At 71.5% G+C, this 15102-nt stretch carries 14 protein-coding genes and 1 pseudogene; 9 read left to right on the top strand and 6 right to left on the bottom strand.

Annotated features, from left to right (window positions below; all coding sequences use genetic code 11):
• Positions 1 to 93 precede the first annotated feature (93 nt).
• Positions 94 to 1683: a phosphoglycerate dehydrogenase gene (serA, locus tag ABTX62_RS04675; RefSeq protein ID WP_352114797.1), complete on the top strand. Its 1590-nt coding sequence runs from the start codon at positions 94 to 96 to the stop codon at positions 1681 to 1683.
• Between the two features lie 53 nt (positions 1684 to 1736).
• Here serA and ABTX62_RS04670 read toward each other — a convergent pair.
• Positions 1737 to 1991, bottom strand: a pseudogene (locus ABTX62_RS04670) (MFS transporter); the annotation flags it as partial.
• 12 nt (positions 1992 to 2003) lie between these two features.
• Here ABTX62_RS04670 and ABTX62_RS04665 point away from each other — a divergent pair.
• Entirely contained in the window at positions 2004 to 2159 is a 156-nt protein-coding gene (locus ABTX62_RS04665; protein ID WP_502997902.1) for a hypothetical protein, read from the top strand.
• A 10-nt stretch (positions 2160 to 2169) separates the two neighbouring features.
• On the opposite strand, the gene ABTX62_RS04660 is transcribed toward ABTX62_RS04665, so the two are convergent.
• Genes ABTX62_RS04660 through ABTX62_RS04650 form a run of 3 tightly spaced genes read right to left on the bottom strand, consistent with a single transcriptional unit; the run spans position 2170 to position 3835 of the window.
• Positions 2170 to 2292, bottom strand: a complete 123-nt coding sequence (locus ABTX62_RS04660) for a hypothetical protein (RefSeq protein WP_352114796.1) — start codon at positions 2290 to 2292, stop codon at positions 2170 to 2172.
• Entirely contained in the window at positions 2292 to 2429 is a 138-nt protein-coding gene (locus ABTX62_RS04655) for a hypothetical protein (protein WP_352114795.1), read from the bottom strand. Before ABTX62_RS04655 ends, ABTX62_RS04660 begins: the two co-directional genes overlap by 1 nt.
• Entirely contained in the window at positions 2426 to 3835 is a 1410-nt protein-coding gene (locus tag ABTX62_RS04650; RefSeq protein WP_502997901.1) for a PucR family transcriptional regulator, read from the bottom strand. Before ABTX62_RS04650 ends, ABTX62_RS04655 begins: the two co-directional genes overlap by 4 nt.
• A gap of 173 nt (positions 3836 to 4008) precedes the next feature.
• Here ABTX62_RS04650 and ABTX62_RS04645 point away from each other — a divergent pair, with 173 nt between their 5' ends.
• The 4 genes from ABTX62_RS04645 to ABTX62_RS04630 all read left to right on the top strand — a co-directional run bounded on the left by ABTX62_RS04645 (position 4009) and on the right by ABTX62_RS04630 (position 7732).
• Entirely contained in the window at positions 4009 to 4935 is a 927-nt protein-coding gene (locus tag ABTX62_RS04645) for a proline dehydrogenase family protein (RefSeq protein WP_352114793.1), read from the top strand.
• A gap of 169 nt (positions 4936 to 5104) precedes the next feature.
• Positions 5105 to 6736, top strand: a complete 1632-nt coding sequence (pruA, locus tag ABTX62_RS04640) for an L-glutamate gamma-semialdehyde dehydrogenase (RefSeq protein WP_352114792.1) — start codon at positions 5105 to 5107, stop codon at positions 6734 to 6736.
• 76 nt (positions 6737 to 6812) lie between these two features.
• Entirely contained in the window at positions 6813 to 7355 is a 543-nt protein-coding gene (locus ABTX62_RS04635) for a GNAT family N-acetyltransferase (RefSeq protein ID WP_352114791.1), read from the top strand.
• 248 nt (positions 7356 to 7603) lie between these two features.
• Positions 7604 to 7732 carry a hypothetical protein gene (locus tag ABTX62_RS04630; RefSeq protein WP_283970182.1) on the top strand — a complete coding sequence of 43 codons (129 nt, stop codon included), beginning with the start codon at positions 7604 to 7606 and terminating at the stop codon, positions 7730 to 7732.
• 46 nt (positions 7733 to 7778) lie between these two features.
• On the opposite strand, the gene ABTX62_RS04625 is transcribed toward ABTX62_RS04630, so the two are convergent.
• Positions 7779 to 9359 carry a purple acid phosphatase family protein gene (locus tag ABTX62_RS04625; RefSeq protein ID WP_352114790.1) on the bottom strand — a complete coding sequence of 527 codons (1581 nt, stop codon included), beginning with the start codon at positions 9357 to 9359 and terminating at the stop codon, positions 7779 to 7781.
• Between the two features lie 154 nt (positions 9360 to 9513).
• Here ABTX62_RS04625 and ABTX62_RS04620 point away from each other — a divergent pair, with 154 nt between their 5' ends.
• From ABTX62_RS04620 to cimA, 3 genes are all read left to right on the top strand, one after another.
• Positions 9514 to 10557 (top strand): 3-isopropylmalate dehydrogenase, encoded by a 1044-nt coding sequence (locus tag ABTX62_RS04620; protein WP_352114789.1) that lies wholly within the window; start codon positions 9514 to 9516, stop codon positions 10555 to 10557.
• Between the two features lie 242 nt (positions 10558 to 10799).
• Positions 10800 to 11888 carry a branched-chain amino acid aminotransferase gene (locus ABTX62_RS04615; RefSeq protein ID WP_352114788.1) on the top strand — a complete coding sequence of 363 codons (1089 nt, stop codon included), beginning with the start codon at positions 10800 to 10802 and terminating at the stop codon, positions 11886 to 11888.
• An 842-nt stretch (positions 11889 to 12730) separates the two neighbouring features.
• Complete coding sequence (gene cimA, locus ABTX62_RS04610) at positions 12731 to 14335, top strand: citramalate synthase (RefSeq protein ID WP_352114787.1); 1605 nt, start codon at positions 12731 to 12733, stop codon at positions 14333 to 14335.
• A 37-nt stretch (positions 14336 to 14372) separates the two neighbouring features.
• Here the strand turns inward: cimA and ABTX62_RS04605 are convergent, their stop codons facing one another.
• On the bottom strand, positions 14373 to 15059 hold the full coding sequence (locus ABTX62_RS04605) for an SLATT domain-containing protein (RefSeq protein WP_352114786.1): 687 nt from the start codon (positions 15057 to 15059) through the stop codon (positions 14373 to 14375).
• Positions 15060 to 15102 lie beyond the last annotated feature (43 nt).

Genomic DNA, 15102 nt, shown 5'->3' with positions numbered 1-15102 from the left:
ACAGCGTCGTGCGTCTTCCACGCGGCAAGCAACCCTCCACCGCCTGCGGCCGTCGGGACGGCCGTCCGCAGCACTGGATTTGTGAGGACTCACGTGAGCTCGAAACCCGTCGTACTCATCGCTGAAGAGCTGTCGCCCGCCACCGTCGACGCCCTGGGCCCGGACTTCGAGATCCGCCACTGCAACGGCGCGGACCGGGCCGAGCTGCTCCCGGCCATCGCCGACGTGGACGCGATCCTGGTCCGTTCGGCCACCAAGGTCGACGCCGAGGCGATCGCCGCCGCGAACAAGCTGAAGGTCGTCGCACGAGCCGGCGTCGGCCTGGACAACGTGGACGTCTCCGCCGCCACCAAGGCCGGCGTGATGGTCGTCAACGCCCCCACCTCGAACATCGTGACCGCCGCCGAACTGGCCTGTGGTCTGCTCGTCGCCACCGCCCGCAACATCCCGCAGGCGAACGCCGCGCTGAAGAACGGCGAGTGGAAGCGGAGCAAGTACACGGGCGTCGAGCTGGCCGAGAAGACCCTCGGTGTCGTCGGCCTCGGCCGCATCGGCGCGCTCGTCGCACAGCGCATGTCGGCCTTCGGTATGAAGGTCGTCGCCTACGACCCCTACGTGCAGCCCGCCCGCGCCGCGCAGATGGGCGTCAAGGTGCTGTCGCTGGACGAACTGCTCGAGGTCTCCGACTTCATCACCGTCCACCTCCCCAAGACGCCCGAGACCCTCGGCCTGATCGGCGACGAGGCGCTGCGCAAGGTCAAGCCGAGCGTGCGCATCGTCAACGCCGCGCGCGGCGGGATCGTCGACGAGGAGGCGCTGTACTCCGCCCTCAAGGAGGGCCGGGTCGCCGGTGCCGGTCTCGACGTCTACGCGAAGGAGCCCTGCACGGACTCCCCGCTGTTCGAGTTCGACCAGGTCGTCTGCACCCCGCACCTCGGTGCCTCCACCGACGAGGCGCAGGAGAAGGCCGGTATCGCCGTCGCCCGCTCGGTGCGCCTCGCCCTCGCCGGTGAGCTCGTGCCGGACGCGGTGAACGTGCAGGGCGGTGTCATCGCCGAGGACGTCAAGCCGGGCCTGCCGCTCGCCGAGCGCCTGGGCCGGATCTTCACCGCGCTCGCCGGTGAGGTCGCGGTCCGCCTCGACGTCGAGGTCTACGGCGAGATCACCCAGCACGACGTGAAGGTGCTGGAGCTGTCCGCGCTCAAGGGTGTCTTCGAGGACGTCGTCGACGAGACGGTGTCGTACGTCAACGCCCCGCTGTTCGCCCAGGAGCGGGGTGTCGAGGTGCGCCTCACCACCAGCTCCGAGGCGACCGACCACCGCAACGTCGTCACGGTGCGCGGCACTCTCGCCGACGGCGAGGAGGTGTCGGTGTCCGGCACGCTGGCCGGCCCCAAGCACCTGCAGAAGCTCGTCGCCGTCGGGGAGTTCGACGTCGACCTCGCGCTCGCCGACCACATGATCGTGCTGAAGTACGAGGACCGGCCGGGCGTCGTCGGCACGGTGGGCCGCATCCTCGGCGAGGCGGGTCTCAACATCGCCGGCATGCAGGTGTCGCGGGCGGCGGCCGGTGGCGAGGCGCTGGCGGTGCTGACCGTGGACGACACGGTGACCGCGGGCGTGCTGGCCGAGGTCGCGGCGGAGATCGGTGCCACGTCCGCGCGTTCCGTGAACCTGGCCTGACCTTCCCGGGGGCTTCGCCCCCGGGCCCCCGTTCACTGCGAGCGGGCTGATCCTCACACCCCGGGCGGGCTGACAGTGTCGGCCCGTTCGGCGTTTTCCCGCACCGGCACCCGGGCGGGGACCCGCCGCAGGGTCACCGCCGCCGCTGCCGCCGCCCCGGCCGGCAGGACCACGCCCGTGACCGCCGCCGTGTGCATGCCGCTGGTGAAGGCCTCGCGTGCCGCCGTCGCCAGGGCGTCCCCCGCGCGCCCCGGAAGCCGGTCGGCCACGGCCAGGGCGCCGCCCAGGGTCTCGCGGGCCGCGGCGGGCACGAGGACGAGGTGACGGACGAGCAGGTGGACACCCTCGGGTACTTCTACCTGACCCTGATGATGGGGCTCATGGCGCAGTGGACCTTCGACCCGAAGAGCGCGCCGGAGGCGGAGCAACGCGCCGCCGGGCTCCGCCGGGTGATCGAGGCCGCCGAGGGGAGGTGACGCGTCCCGCTCACCCGGGGGCGTCGACGGGTGGGTCGATGGCGGACGCGGTGTCGGGGGCGGCCCGGGTGGCGCCGACCGCGGTCCGGGCCGCCTCGGCGCGGGGCGTGCGGCCGGCGGCCTCGACGGTCATCACCCACTCGGCGTCGTGCGCGGGCAGGGTGCGAACGCCAGGAAGTCCGCCACCGCCGCGCGGAACGTGGCGTCCCGGCCACCGGCCAGGGTGGTGTCCAGGTCCAGCAGCAGAGGCAGGGATGAGGCGGTCCTCACAGCCGGTGTGCCTTCAGGGTCATGTGCAGCAGCAGGCGGTCCTCGCCGTCGTCCAGGTCGAGTCCGGTGAGCTTCTCGATCCGGGACAGGCGGTAGTACAGGGTCTGGCGGTGGACGCCCAGCTCGGCGGCGGCCCGGGCGGCCTGGCCTGCGCAGTCGAGGTAGACCTCGGCCGTCCGGGCGAGTTCGTGGTGGACCGGAGCGAGCAGGGTCCGGGCGACGGGGTCGCGGGCGATCTCCGGGGGCACGGCGGTCAGCAGCCGGAACGGCCCGATCGACGCCCACTGCGCGACGGGCCCCAGCCGCGCCTCGGCCAGCGCCGCCCGGGCGGCCGCCGACGCCTCCCACCAGGCGGCCGCCAGGTCGGCGAGGCCGGAACGGGGGGTGGCGACACCGGCGGCGACACCGGCGGCGGGGCCGCCTGTGTCGGGTGACGCGCCACCGCGGCGGCCGGACGGGGTGGCACCGGTCGCTCCGTCGGCCGACGCCGTGGGGCGGGACCTGGCGGAACGTGACATCCCGGCCGGCCCGCCCACCCCGTTCGCCGCGCCGTCCGAACCGCCTGCGACGGCTCCGCCCGGACCAGCCGAACCCGGCCCCTGCCCGGCCGCGCTCGCCGGGCCGCCCGCCCCGCGCACCCGCTCCAGCAGCCGCCCCGCCGCCGTGGTGGCCGGAGTCAGGACCTCGGGGGAGCGCAGGCGCAGGAGCACGGCCACGCACTGGGCCGTCGTCCCCCACGGCAGGGTGCACAGGGCCGTCGCGCCCGGCACCGCGCGGACCGACGGGGCGTCGTCCGGATCGGCCGAGGGCCAGGGGGCGACGCACACCAGGGTGTGCGGGCCGTCGGCTCGGGGACCGAGGGCCGTGCGGAGCTCGGCGACGGCCATGTCGCTCTGCCAGCCGCGCTCGGCGGTGAGCACGGCCCGGAGCTCGCGGCTGAGGTCGGCGCCGTGCTGCGCCTCGTCCGCGAGCAGGGCACCGATGCGGGCCGTGACCCGCATGGCGTCGGAGAGCCGGCGCTCGCTCGGGCCGGGATCGTCGTCCAGGAGCCAGACATAGCCGTGGACCACGCCCCGGTGGCGGACGGGGAGGCAGATCCGGCCCCGGTAGACACCGGCCTTCGGGGTCGGGGGAATACGGACGGGACCCGTCGCCCGCGTGATGCCGAAACCCTCGAACCAGGCGCGGACCGCCGCCGTCGAGCGGCGGGTGAGGATCGAGCGGGTGCGCACGGGGTCCAGGGCCGACGGATCGAGGTCGCCCTCACTGTCGTACGCCCCGAAGGCGATCAGCTCGAAGTCCCGGTTCTCCAGGGTCGCGGGCGCGCCGAGCAGCTCCGAGATCTCGTCGACCAGCTCCTCGTAGTCGCCCCTGTGTTCCGACGTCACCCGGACATTGTCCCGCACTTCCCGAACCCCTTCATACATCTGTCTGAGATCTGCGGCACGGATGCGTGACAGCTGTCGATGGCAGACGATCGAAGGGATCCTTAGGTTTCACGGTGGTTCTCCGTGCCGTACCCGACGCGTCGTCCGCGAGAGGTCCGGCCCTCACGTTGCTTGTGCTCTGGAGGTGCCCCGTGCTGGGTCCCGTGATTCTCGCCGCGTCGCGCAGCGACCGGCTGCGACGCCTGATCTCGGCGGCCCCGGTGACCAAGCAGGTCGTCGACCGCTTCATCCCGGGCGAGGACGTCGACGACATCGTGCCCGTCATCCGGAAGCTGACCGGGCAGGGCCTGGAGCTGACGATGGACGTCGTCGGCGAGGACATCACCAACCCCGCGCAGGCCGCCGCCGCCCGGGACGCCTACCTGGAGCTCGTCGACCGCCTCAAACCGCTGGAGCTCGGCACCCGCGCCGAGATGTCGGTGAAGCTGTCGATGTTCGGTCAGGCGCTTCAGGACGGCCATGAGCTGGCCCTCAAGAACGTCCGCCCGGTCGTCGAGGCCGCCGCCGAGATCGGCACCACGGTCACGCTCGACGCCGAGCACCACACCACGCTGGACTCGATGTTCGCCATCCACGAGGAACTGCGGAAGGACTTCCCGCAGACCGGCTGCGTCGTCCAGGCCTACCTCTTCCGCACCGAGGACGACGCCCGCCGCCTCGCCGCGAGCGGCAGCCGGGTCCGTCTGGTCAAGGGCGCCTACAAGGAACCGGCCTCGGTCGCGTACCAGGACAGGCAGGAGATCGACCGGGCATACGTGCGGATCCTGCGGACGTTGATGGAAGGGGAGGGGTACCCGATGATCGGGTCCCACGACCCGCGCCTGATCGCGATCGGCCAGGAGCTCGCCCACCGGGCCGGGCGCAAGCCCGACGAGTACGAGTTCCAGATGCTCTACGGCATCCGCGGCGAAGAGCACCTCCGGCTGGCCGCCGAGGGCCACCGGATGCGGGTGTACACCGCCTACGGCACCGACTGGTACGGCTACTTCATGCGCCGACTCGCGGAGAAGCCGGCGAACCTGCGCTTCTTCGCCAGGAGTGTGATCACACGTGGCTGATGGAACGAGCCTGTGCCGCGGCCCCTCCCAGGGGTCCGGGGGTCGCCCCCCGGGAAGGCACAGCATGCGCCGACTCGCGGAGAAGCCGGCGAACCTGCGCTTCTTCGCCCGAAGCATGCTCACCAAGGGCTGAGACCGAATCACCGCTCAGTAAGGAGTTACGGAAAACATGGACGCTGTGACCCAGGTCCCCACCCCCGTCAACGAGCCGGTGCGCGGCTACGCCCCCGGCTCGCCGGAACGGGCGCGGCTGGAGGCCCGGCTGAAGGAGCTGGCCGACAACCCGATCGACCTGCCCTGCACCATCGGCGGTGAGAAGCGGATGGGCGGCGGCGAAGCCTTCCAGGTCGTCCAGCCGCACCACCACCAGGCCGTGCTCGGCACCTACCGCAACGCCACGCAGGCGGACGCCCAGGACGCGATCGACGCGGCCCTGGCCGCCGCGCCCGCCTGGCGCGCCATGTCCTTCGACGACCGCGCGGCGATCATCCTGCGCGCCGCCGAGCTGCTGGCCGGCCCCTGGCGCGAGACGCTCGCCGCCTCGACCATGCTCGGCCAGTCCAAGACCGCCCAGCAGGCCGAGATCGACACGCCCTGCGAGCTGATCGACTTCTGGCGGTTCAACGTCTCCTACGCCCGCGCCCTGCTGGCCGAGCAGCCCCCGGCCAACGCCCCGGGCGTGTGGAACCGTCTGGACCACCGCCCGCTGGAGGGCTTCGTCTACGCGATCACGCCCTTCAACTTCACCGCGATCGCGGGCAACCTGCCGACGGCCCCGGCCCTGATGGGCAACGTCGTCGTCTGGAAGCCGTCCCCGACGCAGACGCACGCCGCCGTGCTGCTCATGCAGCTGCTGGAGGAGGCCGGTCTGCCCAAGGGCGTCATCAACCTCGTCACCGGTGACGGCATCGAGGTCTCCAAGGTCGCCTTGGAGCACCGCGACCTCGCCGGCATCCACTTCACCGGCTCGACCCCCACCTTCCAGTACCTGTGGAAGACGGTCGGCGCGAACATCGAGAAGTACCGCACCTACCCGCGCCTCGTCGGCGAGACCGGCGGCAAGGACTTCCTCGTCGCCCACCCCTCGGCCGACCCGGCGATCCTCAAGACCGCCCTGACCCGCGGTGCCTTCGAGTACCAGGGCCAGAAGTGCAGCGCCACGTCCCGGGCGTACATCCCCGCCTCTATCTGGAACTCCGGTTTCAAGGAGGAGTTCGCCGCCGAGGTCGACGGCATCAAGATGGGTGACGTCACCGACCTGTCGAACTTCATCGGCGCCGTCATCGACGAGCGGGCCTTCGCCAAGAACAAGGCCGCCATCGACCGCGCCGAGGACGACACCTCCTGCACGATCGTCGCGGGCGGCACCTACGACGACTCCGAGGGCTGGTTCGTCCGTCCGACGGTCATCGAGTGCACCGACCCGGAGAACGAGGTCTTCCGCACCGAGTACTTCGGCCCGATCCTCGCCGTGCACGTCTACGAGGACGACAGGTACGACGAGATGCTGACCCAGATGGAGGCCGTCTCCGACTACGCCCTGACCGGCTCGGTCATCGCGGGCGACCGCGCCGCGGCGGCCCACACGGCTCACAGGCTGCGCTACGCCGCCGGCAACTTCTACATCAACGACAAGTCGACCGGTGCCGTCGTCGGCCAGCAGCCCTTCGGCGGCGGCCGTGCCTCCGGCACCAACGACAAGGCCGGCGCCCCGCAGAACCTGATGCGCTGGACCCTGACCCGCGCCATCAAGGAGACGCTGGTCCCGCCGACCGACTACACCTACCCGCACATGGGCTGACACCCGGCCTCACCGACGGGCCAGGTCGCGAAAAACGACCTGGCCCGTCGGCGTGTCCGCGCGGAAGACTGGCCCGATGACCACCCGAGCGCGCACCGCCCACACCGCCGACCTCACGCCCGCCGAACTCGACGCCGTACGCGGCCTCCTGGACGCCGCGTTCGACGGCGACTTCGGCGACGAGGACTGGGACCACGGCCTGGGCGGCGTACACGTCCTCGTGCACGACGGCTCGGGGCTCGCCGCGCACGGAGCGGTCGTGATGCGCCGGGTGCGGCACCGCGACCGGTGGCTGCGCACCGGCTACGTCGAGAACGTCGCCGTCCGCGCCGACGCCCGCCGCACCGGCCTCGGCGGCCGGGTCATGGCGGAACTGGAGCGTGTCGTCGACCGCGCCTACGACCTCGGCGCCCTCTCCGCCAGCGACGACGGGGCCCGGCTCTACACCTCTCGCGGCTGGCAGCCGTGGACGGGGGAGGTGTACGTCCTGAGCCCTCGGGACGGAGTCGTCCGGATGCCGGACGAGGAGGGGAGCACCCATGTGCGGACCACCCCCGCCGGCTCCCTCGACCCCGCCCACCCGCTCCTCTTCGACTGGCGGGACGGCGACGTGCTCTAGAGATCATCGCAGCTCAGCACGGTCTGCCCCGGTTCGCCGTCTCAGATAGTAGGAAGTCCGAGTAATTGTGGAGACAGACGCTCCGCGCTCCCTTAGCTTTGTAGGAGCCGAACGTCTCGCTCGACCAAGCGAATGGCGGTCGTGAGCCGGGCCCCGTGCAGGCAACCCCTGCGGCACCGCTCCCCGCCCCTTCCGGCGTCTCGCAACCCTCTCTGTGCACTCCGTGCTGTCGAAGGAGTCGATTTCCCATGGCCGAGACGACCGTCCGCCGAGTCCGTCACATCTCCCGTACGACCGAGTCGGACCGCAAGAACGCCGCCGCGGCGCTCCAGCGCGCCCTCGACCGCAGGGACAACGGCGGATCCAGCGGCCACTGAGCCGCCGCGGGAACGGGAGCCGCCCGACGAGGCGCGGTGCGGGGCCTCACGCCCCGCGCCGCACCTCGAAGTGGTCGATCCGCTCACCGCTCGACGCCAGCGCCGACACCTTGAGCTTCGGCCTGGCGCCGCTCTCCGCCTCCACCGACAGGAACGAGAAGCCGCGGTAGCGCACGCGCGACCACTGCACCGACTCCGCCCTGGTGCCCCGGGACTTGGTCCACCGGAACGTGGCGACCGGCTCGTGGTCCGCGGTGTTCCCCTCGTAGCTCTCCTTCACTCCGCCGGGGAAGCCGTACAGCTCCTTGCCGCCGCCGCCCGCGGTGACGTACACGATCCCGTCCCGCCGCGGATCCGTCGTCCCGCCGACCGGCACCGGCCTGCCCACCTCGCCGTCCCGGATGGCGTCGGTCCGCTCGTAGACGTGGTTGTGCCCGTTGATCACCAGATCCACCTGGTGCCGGGCGAACAACGGCAGCCACTCGGCGCGCACCCCGCCGTCGGAGGCGTGGGTGGACGTCGAGTACGCGCAGTGGTGGAAGAACACGACGATGAAGTCGACGTCCGCGGAGGACCTCAGTTCACCGAGCTTCTTCTCCAGCCACCCGGTCTGCCTCCCCTCCGTGTAGCCGAAGTTGGCGGGGATCTCGTACGACACGTCGTTCGCGTCCAGCGCGACCACGCCGACGTTGCCGTACGTGAAGGCGTACACACCCGGTGCCGTGCGCGCGTCGAAACCGCTGTCCGGCAGGGAGAACCGGGCGAGCTGGCCGCTGTAGCCGTCCGGTGAGTACCAGGCCTCCATGTCGTGGTTGCCGGTCGTCACCATCCACGGCACCGACCTGGCCACCGGCTCGGTCTGCTTCAGGAACCGGTCCCACTGTCCGGCGTCGAAGACGTCCGACTCCTTGCCCTTGCCGGTCGGGTCGGCGTAGCAGATGTCGCCGGCGTGCAGATGGAAGGCGGGCTTCTGGCGCAGCAGCGTCCGGTCGTTGAGGGCCGCCTCCGCGCCGACGCCCTGGTCGCCGAAGGCGGTGAACACGAACCGCTCCGGCGGGCGCGCGGGTGCCGTGCGGAAGGACGCGACGGTCGGCCGGTGTTGCGGGGAGGCCGGGTCGAAACCCTCGTGGCCGACGCCGTAGTAGTACGTCGTGTCCGGGCGCAGACCGTCCAGGGCGGCGTGCGGGTAGTACTGGTCGACCGCCGCCCGGATGCCCTGCAGCTCCGGGGTGTGCAGGTCACGCAGCTCCGCCTCGACCTTGCGGCCGAGGTCGTCGGGGCGCGGGCCCACCCGGACGTACGGCTTCTTCACGGCGAGCGGCACCTGCCAGGAGATCCGCATCTGGGTCTTGGGGTCGGCGCCGAAGGCGAGATGGCGGCCGAAGGGCGTGATCAGGGAACCGGGCGCCTGCGAGGTGGCGGGTGACGGGCCCCCGGCCGCCGTGGCGCCGCCCTGCCCGGGACGCGAGCCGGCACCCGAGCAGCCGGTCAGCAGTCCGCTCGCCACCGCGCCCGCGGTCACCAGGGTGCGCCGCCGGGACAGTCGTGTCCGCAGGTACTCGTGCTGCTCGGCCATGCTCATCCGGCGGGCGAGCTCGGGCGGGATGCCGAAGTGAGGGATCTCCATGTCCGGTGAACTTCCCAGCGGAGGTCAACGGCCCCACCACATACGGGTGAACGGCACCCGGCGGACGCGTGCCGTCCCCCGGTCCGGTGCCTCCCGGCTGTCCGCATCACGGACACCGCATGTCATCCCATGGGACGAGGAGTAGGGTGCCCGCATGTCTCGCAGCATCAATCTCGCAGTGATCCCCGGTGACGGCATCGGCCAGGAGGTCGTGGCCGAAGGTCTGAAGGTCCTCTCCGCCGTCCTTCCGCAGGATGTGAAGCTGGAGACCGAGGAGTACGACTTCGGCGCCCGGCGCTACCACGCCACCGGTGAGACCCTCACCGACGCCGACCTCGACGCCCTGAAGCGGCACGACGCCATCCTGCTCGGCGCGATCGGCGACCCGTCCGTGCCGTCCGGCGTGCTGGAGCGCGGCTTCCTGCTCAAGCTCCGCTTCGCCTTCGACCATCACGTCAACCTGCGTCCGTCAAAGCTCCTCCCGGGTGTCGCCACCCCGCTCGCCGGCGAGCCGCAGATCGACTTCGTGGTCGTCCGCGAGGGCACCGAGGGCCCGTACACCGGCAACGGCGGCACCATCCGCAAGGGCACCGAGCACGAGGTCGCCACCGAGGTCTCCGTGAACACGGCCTTCGGTGTCGAGCGCGTGGTCCGTGACGCCTTCGCACGGGCCCAGGCCCGCCCCCGCAAGAAGCTGGCGCTGATCCACAAGAACAACGTGCTGACCTTCGCGGGTCACCTGTGGACCAACATCTTCAACAAGGTGGCCGCGGAGTTCCCCGAGGTCACCACCGAGTACATGCACGTGGACGCGGCGACGATCTACCTCGTCACGCAGCCCGAGCGCTTCGACGTGATCGTCACCGACAACCTCTTCGGCGACATCGTCACCGACCTCGCCGCGGCCGTCTCCGGCGGCATCGGCGTCGCCGCGAGCGGGAACATCAACCCCTCCGGCGAGTTCCCCTCGATGTTCGAGCCCGTCCACGGCTCGGCCCCGGACATCGCCGGCCAGGGCAAGGCCGACCCGACCGCCACCGTGCTGTCCGTCGCCCTGCTCCTGCGCCACCTCGGCTACGAGGCCGAGGCCGCCCGCATCGACGAGGCGGTCGCCGCCGACCTCGCCGAGCGCACCGGCAAGCCCGCGCGCTCCACCTCGGAGATCGGCGACGCCCTCGCCGTACGCGTAGCCGGCTGACCCGCCGCTGCACACCGCAAGCCGCCGGGTCGCATCCGCGCCCGGCGGCTTCCGCATGTTCCCGCCGGGTGCCACCATCGACCACCGGGCCGCATTCACCCCGTTCCTTCCGCCGCCGCCCCCGGGCGATAATCGAACGCGAGGCCGCGGAATGAGGGAATGCTCGGACGTCCTAGCACTGGTCACCATCAGAGCAGTACCGAGCGCGGCCCGTCACTACAACCGGTGAAGGACATCACTCCATGACGACGCCCACGATCGAGCTCAAGCCCTCCGCCCACCCGCTCTCCGCCGTGGACCGCGAGGCGATCCTGGCCAACCCCGGGTTCGGCCGCCACTTCACCGACCACATGGTGACGATCAAGTGGACGGAAGGCCGCGGCTGGCACGACGGTCAGCTCGTGCCGTACGCGCCGATCTCCCTGGACCCCGCCACCACGGTCCTGCACTACGCGCAGGAGATCTTCGAAGGGCTGAAGGCCTACCGCCGGCCCGACGGGTCCGTCGCCACCTTCCGTCCCGAGAAGAACGCCGAGCGCTTCCAGCGTTCCGCCCGTCGGCTCGCGATGCCCGAGCTGCCCGTCGAGACGTTCATCGAGGCCTGCGACGCCCTGGTCCGGCAGGACAAGGCATGGGTCCCGGCGCACGGCGGCGAGGAGTCCCTCTACCTGCGCCCGTTCATGATCGCCACCGAGGTCGGGCTGGGCGTGAAGCCGGCCAACGAGTACCTGTTCCTGGTGATCGCCTCCCCGGCCGGGGCGTACTTCCCCGGTGGTGTGAAGCCGGTGTCCATCTGGGTCTCCGAGGACCGGGTCCGGGCCGTCCCCGGCGGCATGGGCGACGCGAAGACGGGCGGCAACTACGCGGCGTCCCTGCTCGCGCAGGCCGAGGCCGCCACCAAGGGCTGCGACCAGGTCTGCTACCTCGACGCCGTGGAGCACACCTGGGTCGAGGAGCTGGGCGGCATGAACCTGTACTTCGTGTACGGGAACAAGATCGTCACGCCGACGCTCACCGGGTCGATCCTGGAGGGCGTCACCCGGGACTCCCTGCTCGCCGTCGCCCGTGACCTCGGGTACGAGGCGGAGGAGACCCGGGTCTCGGTCGACCAGTGGCAGCGGGACTCGGAGAACGGGTCGCTCACGGAGGTCTTCGCCTGCGGTACGGCCGCGGTGATCACTCCGGTCGGTACGGTGAAGCGGGCCGGGGCGGAGTGGAAGCAGAGCGGGGGAGAGCCGGGCGAGGTCACGCTGCGGCTGCGCCAGGCGCTGCTGGACATCCAGCGCGGTACGGCCGAGGACAAGCACGGCTGGATGCACCGGCTGGGCTGAGCCGACCCGGGCCCGGGGCCTATGCCCCCGGGCCCCCGGGGCCTATGCCTCGTCCTGGCCCCGGGGCCTATGCCCCGTCCTCGTCCCGGGGCCTATGCCCCGTCTTGGTCCCGGGGCCTCGGCCCCCGGCCCCCGGGGCCTATGCCGACCCACCGCCCGATCGGGTCGGGCAAGCAGCAGAGGTCACCTCGTCGGCCCCATGAGCGGCGGCAGGAACTCCGACCGTCGCACCGGCCGCCCAGGACAGGGCGGCCGGGACGTCCGGCCGGGGCGCTGCTGGACGGCTTCTCCATCCATGTGGCGATCGGCCTGCGCGGCACCGACCGGGCGCAGGTCCTGCGGCACGTACGCGAGTTCCTCGCCGAAAGCCTCCTCGCGGGCGCCCGAGCGCCCGCCCGGGTTGTACTCGATACGGCGGATTGACCCTCCGGTCGGTGGTGACGTCGGAGCTTGTGAGCCTCGGCCCGGGGCCGGGGGAGAAGCGTCCACGGGGAACACAGGGGGAACAGCACCATGAGGGCCACGTCCGCACCTGAGGTGACCGACCGCATCCTGAGACGGCGGTGAGCGAAGCGCGGGGGTTGTGTCACACTTCCCCCGTGCTCTCGTTCGCCACGATTATTGGCAGCAGGCGCGCCGGTCCGCAGTGACCGCCACGTACGACCAGGTACGGGCGGACACCGTCGTCCTCGACCCGCGCGCAGACCTCTCGCACCCGCGAGAGGTTTTTCGCATTTCTGGCCCACCCACAGCCGGAGACGAGAGCGCGAGGGAGTATGTGAGGGCGGTGGAGCCGGTCATTCCGGTACGACCGAGATCCCATCCTCAGGAGCCTTGAGACCATGACCGCTAGCAGCGAGCTCGACGATTCGTTCCACGTCTTCGACACCACCCTGCGCGACGGCGCCCAGCGGGAGGGCATCAACCTCACCGTCGCCGACAAGCTCGCCATCGCACGGCACCTGGACGACTTCGGCGTGGGCTTCATCGAGGGCGGCTGGCCCGGCGCCAACCCCCGGGACACCGAGTTCTTCGCCCGCGCCCGGCAGGAGATCGACTTCCGGCACGCCCAGCTCGTCGCGTTCGGCTCCACCCGCCGCGCCGGCACCACCGCCGCCGAGGACCCGCAGGTCAGGGCACTCCTGGAGTCGGGCGCGCCGGTGATCACGCTGGTCGCCAAGTCACACGATCGCCATGTCGAGCTCGCCCTGCGCACGACCCTGGACGAGAACCTCGCCATGGTCCGCGACACCGTTTCCTTCCTCAAGGAGCAGGGCCGCCGCGTCTTCATCGACTGCGAGCACTTCTTCGACGGCTACCGCGCCAACCCGGAGTACGCCAAGGCGGTCGTGCGCACCGCGGCGGAGGCGGGCGCGGACGTGGTCGTCCTGTGCGACACCAACGGCGGCATGCTCCCGGCCCAGATCCAGGCCGTCGTCTCCACGGTCCTCGCCGACACCGGCGCCCGCCTCGGTATCCACGCCCAGGACGACACCGGCTGCGCCGTCGCCAACACGCTGGCCGCCGTCGACGCGGGCGCGACCCACGTGCAGTGCACCGCCAACGGCTACGGCGAGCGCGTCGGCAACGCCAACCTCTTCCCGGTCGTGGCGGCCCTGGAGCTGAAGTACGGCAAGAAGGTGCTGCCCGAGGGGCGGCTGCGCGATATGACCCGCATCTCGCACGCGATCGCCGAGGTCGTCAACCTCACCCCCTCCACGCACCAGCCCTACGTCGGCCTCTCCGCCTTCGCCCACAAGGCCGGTCTGCACGCCTCCGCGATCAAGGTCGACCCGGACCTCTACCAGCACATCGACCCCGAACTGGTCGGCAACACCATGCGGATGCTCGTCTCCGACATGGCCGGGCGCGCGTCCATCGAGCTCAAGGGCAAGGAGCTCGGCGTCGACCTCGGCGGCGACCGCGAACTGGTCGGCCGGGTGGTGGAGCGGGTGAAAGAGCGCGAACTCCAGGGCTACACGTACGAGGCGGCCGACGCCTCCTTCGAACTGCTTCTGCGCGCCGAGGTGCAGGGCATGCCGCTGCGCTACTTCGAGGTCGAGTCCTGGCGGGCCATCGTCGAGGACCGGCCCGACGGCTCCCACGCCAACGAGGCCACGGTCAAGCTCTGGGCCAAGGGTGAGCGCATCGTCGCCACCGCCGAGGGCAACGGCCCGGTCAACGCCCTCGACCGGTCCCTGCGCGTGGGCCTGGAGAAGATCTACCCCCAGCTCGCCCAGCTGGAGCTGGTGGACTACAAGGTCCGCATCCTGGAGGGCAAGCACGGCACCAACTCCACGACCCGCGTACTGATCTCCACGTCCGACGGCACGGGCGAGTGGTCGACGGTCGGCGTCGCCGAGAACGTCATCGCCGCGAGCTGGCAGGCCCTGGAGGACGCGTACACCTACGGGTTGCTGCGCGCCGGGGTCGCTCCGGCGCAGTAGCCGCGCTCCCGCCGGGAGCGGGTGCCCGGGGCGCGTGTCACATCGCCGTGTCCCGGGACCGCGGTACCGGGACCTCGCCGCCCCGGTCACGGCCGGGCGTCCGGTCGAGGCGGAACAGGCCCGCGGTGTGGGAGCGCTGGCCGCCGGCGGCGCTGGTGGAGCGGGTCAGCTCCTCGACGCCGTCGGCCAGATAGCCGACCCACGCCGTGCCCTCGTCCTCGATGATCCGCTGGGCGTCGGCCCGCAGTCGCTCGATCACCCCGAGCAGGGCGGCCTGCTCCTTGTCGCTGGGCGAGTCGGTGGTCCTCAGGAACGCCTGCGCCCAGTCGGACTGCGCCTTCTTGAGGATCTGCTGCAACGCCAGCTCCGCACGGATGTAGCGGGTCCAGGACGCCGAGAAGCCGAAGATCCGGTCGAAGAGGACGCAGCCGGCGCCACCGGCCAGGAACACGAAACCCCACTCGGGCTGCACGGCCGTGGGCGCGGCCGCGTGCACCAGCGGTGTGAGGCTGCCGACGATGCCCAGCAGCGTGGCGAGCGCCCGCAGCGAACGTGACCACAACGACGGCCCCCTGCGCCGGGCCAGATACCAGCCGATCGCCGACGTCACCTCCGCCTCGGCGTGCCGGAAGAGCTCCCACAGCAGGTCGGCCCGCGTGCGCGACCGGTCCAGCTCGGTCAGTTCGGACACCGTCATGTCCGCAGCCCTGCGTCGTCCGAACATGTCCCCGTTCCCGCCCCTCCTGGATGGCCAGAGGGCATCCTAG

It is taken from the genome of Streptomyces sp. NPDC096046 (genome assembly GCF_040303285.1).
Classification (GTDB): domain Bacteria; phylum Actinomycetota; class Actinomycetes; order Streptomycetales; family Streptomycetaceae; genus Streptomyces.
Note: the sequence above shows the minus strand (reverse complement) of the source record. Positions and strands in the feature narration are given on the sequence as shown.

Excerpts from the sequence above, each read along its gene's own strand:
- ABTX62_RS04625 (WP_352114790.1), bottom strand. The coding sequence starts at position 9,359 with ATGGAGATCCCTCACTTCGGCATCCCGCCCGAGCTCGCCCGCCGGATG.
- ABTX62_RS04660 (WP_352114796.1), bottom strand. The coding sequence starts at position 2,292 with ATGACCGTCGAGGCCGCCGGCCGCACGCCCCGCGCCGAGGCGGCCCGG.
- pruA (WP_352114792.1), top strand. The coding sequence starts at position 5,105 with ATGGACGCTGTGACCCAGGTCCCCACCCCCGTCAACGAGCCGGTGCGC.
- cimA (WP_352114787.1), top strand. The coding sequence starts at position 12,731 with ATGACCGCTAGCAGCGAGCTCGACGATTCGTTCCACGTCTTCGACACC.
- ABTX62_RS04630 (WP_283970182.1), top strand. The coding sequence starts at position 7,604 with ATGGCCGAGACGACCGTCCGCCGAGTCCGTCACATCTCCCGTACGACC.
- ABTX62_RS04620 (WP_352114789.1), top strand. The coding sequence starts at position 9,514 with ATGTCTCGCAGCATCAATCTCGCAGTGATCCCCGGTGACGGCATCGGC.
- ABTX62_RS04635 (WP_352114791.1), top strand. The coding sequence starts at position 6,813 with ATGACCACCCGAGCGCGCACCGCCCACACCGCCGACCTCACGCCCGCC.
- ABTX62_RS04605 (WP_352114786.1), bottom strand. The coding sequence starts at position 15,059 with ATGTTCGGACGACGCAGGGCTGCGGACATGACGGTGTCCGAACTGACC.
- ABTX62_RS04615 (WP_352114788.1), top strand. The coding sequence starts at position 10,800 with ATGACGACGCCCACGATCGAGCTCAAGCCCTCCGCCCACCCGCTCTCC.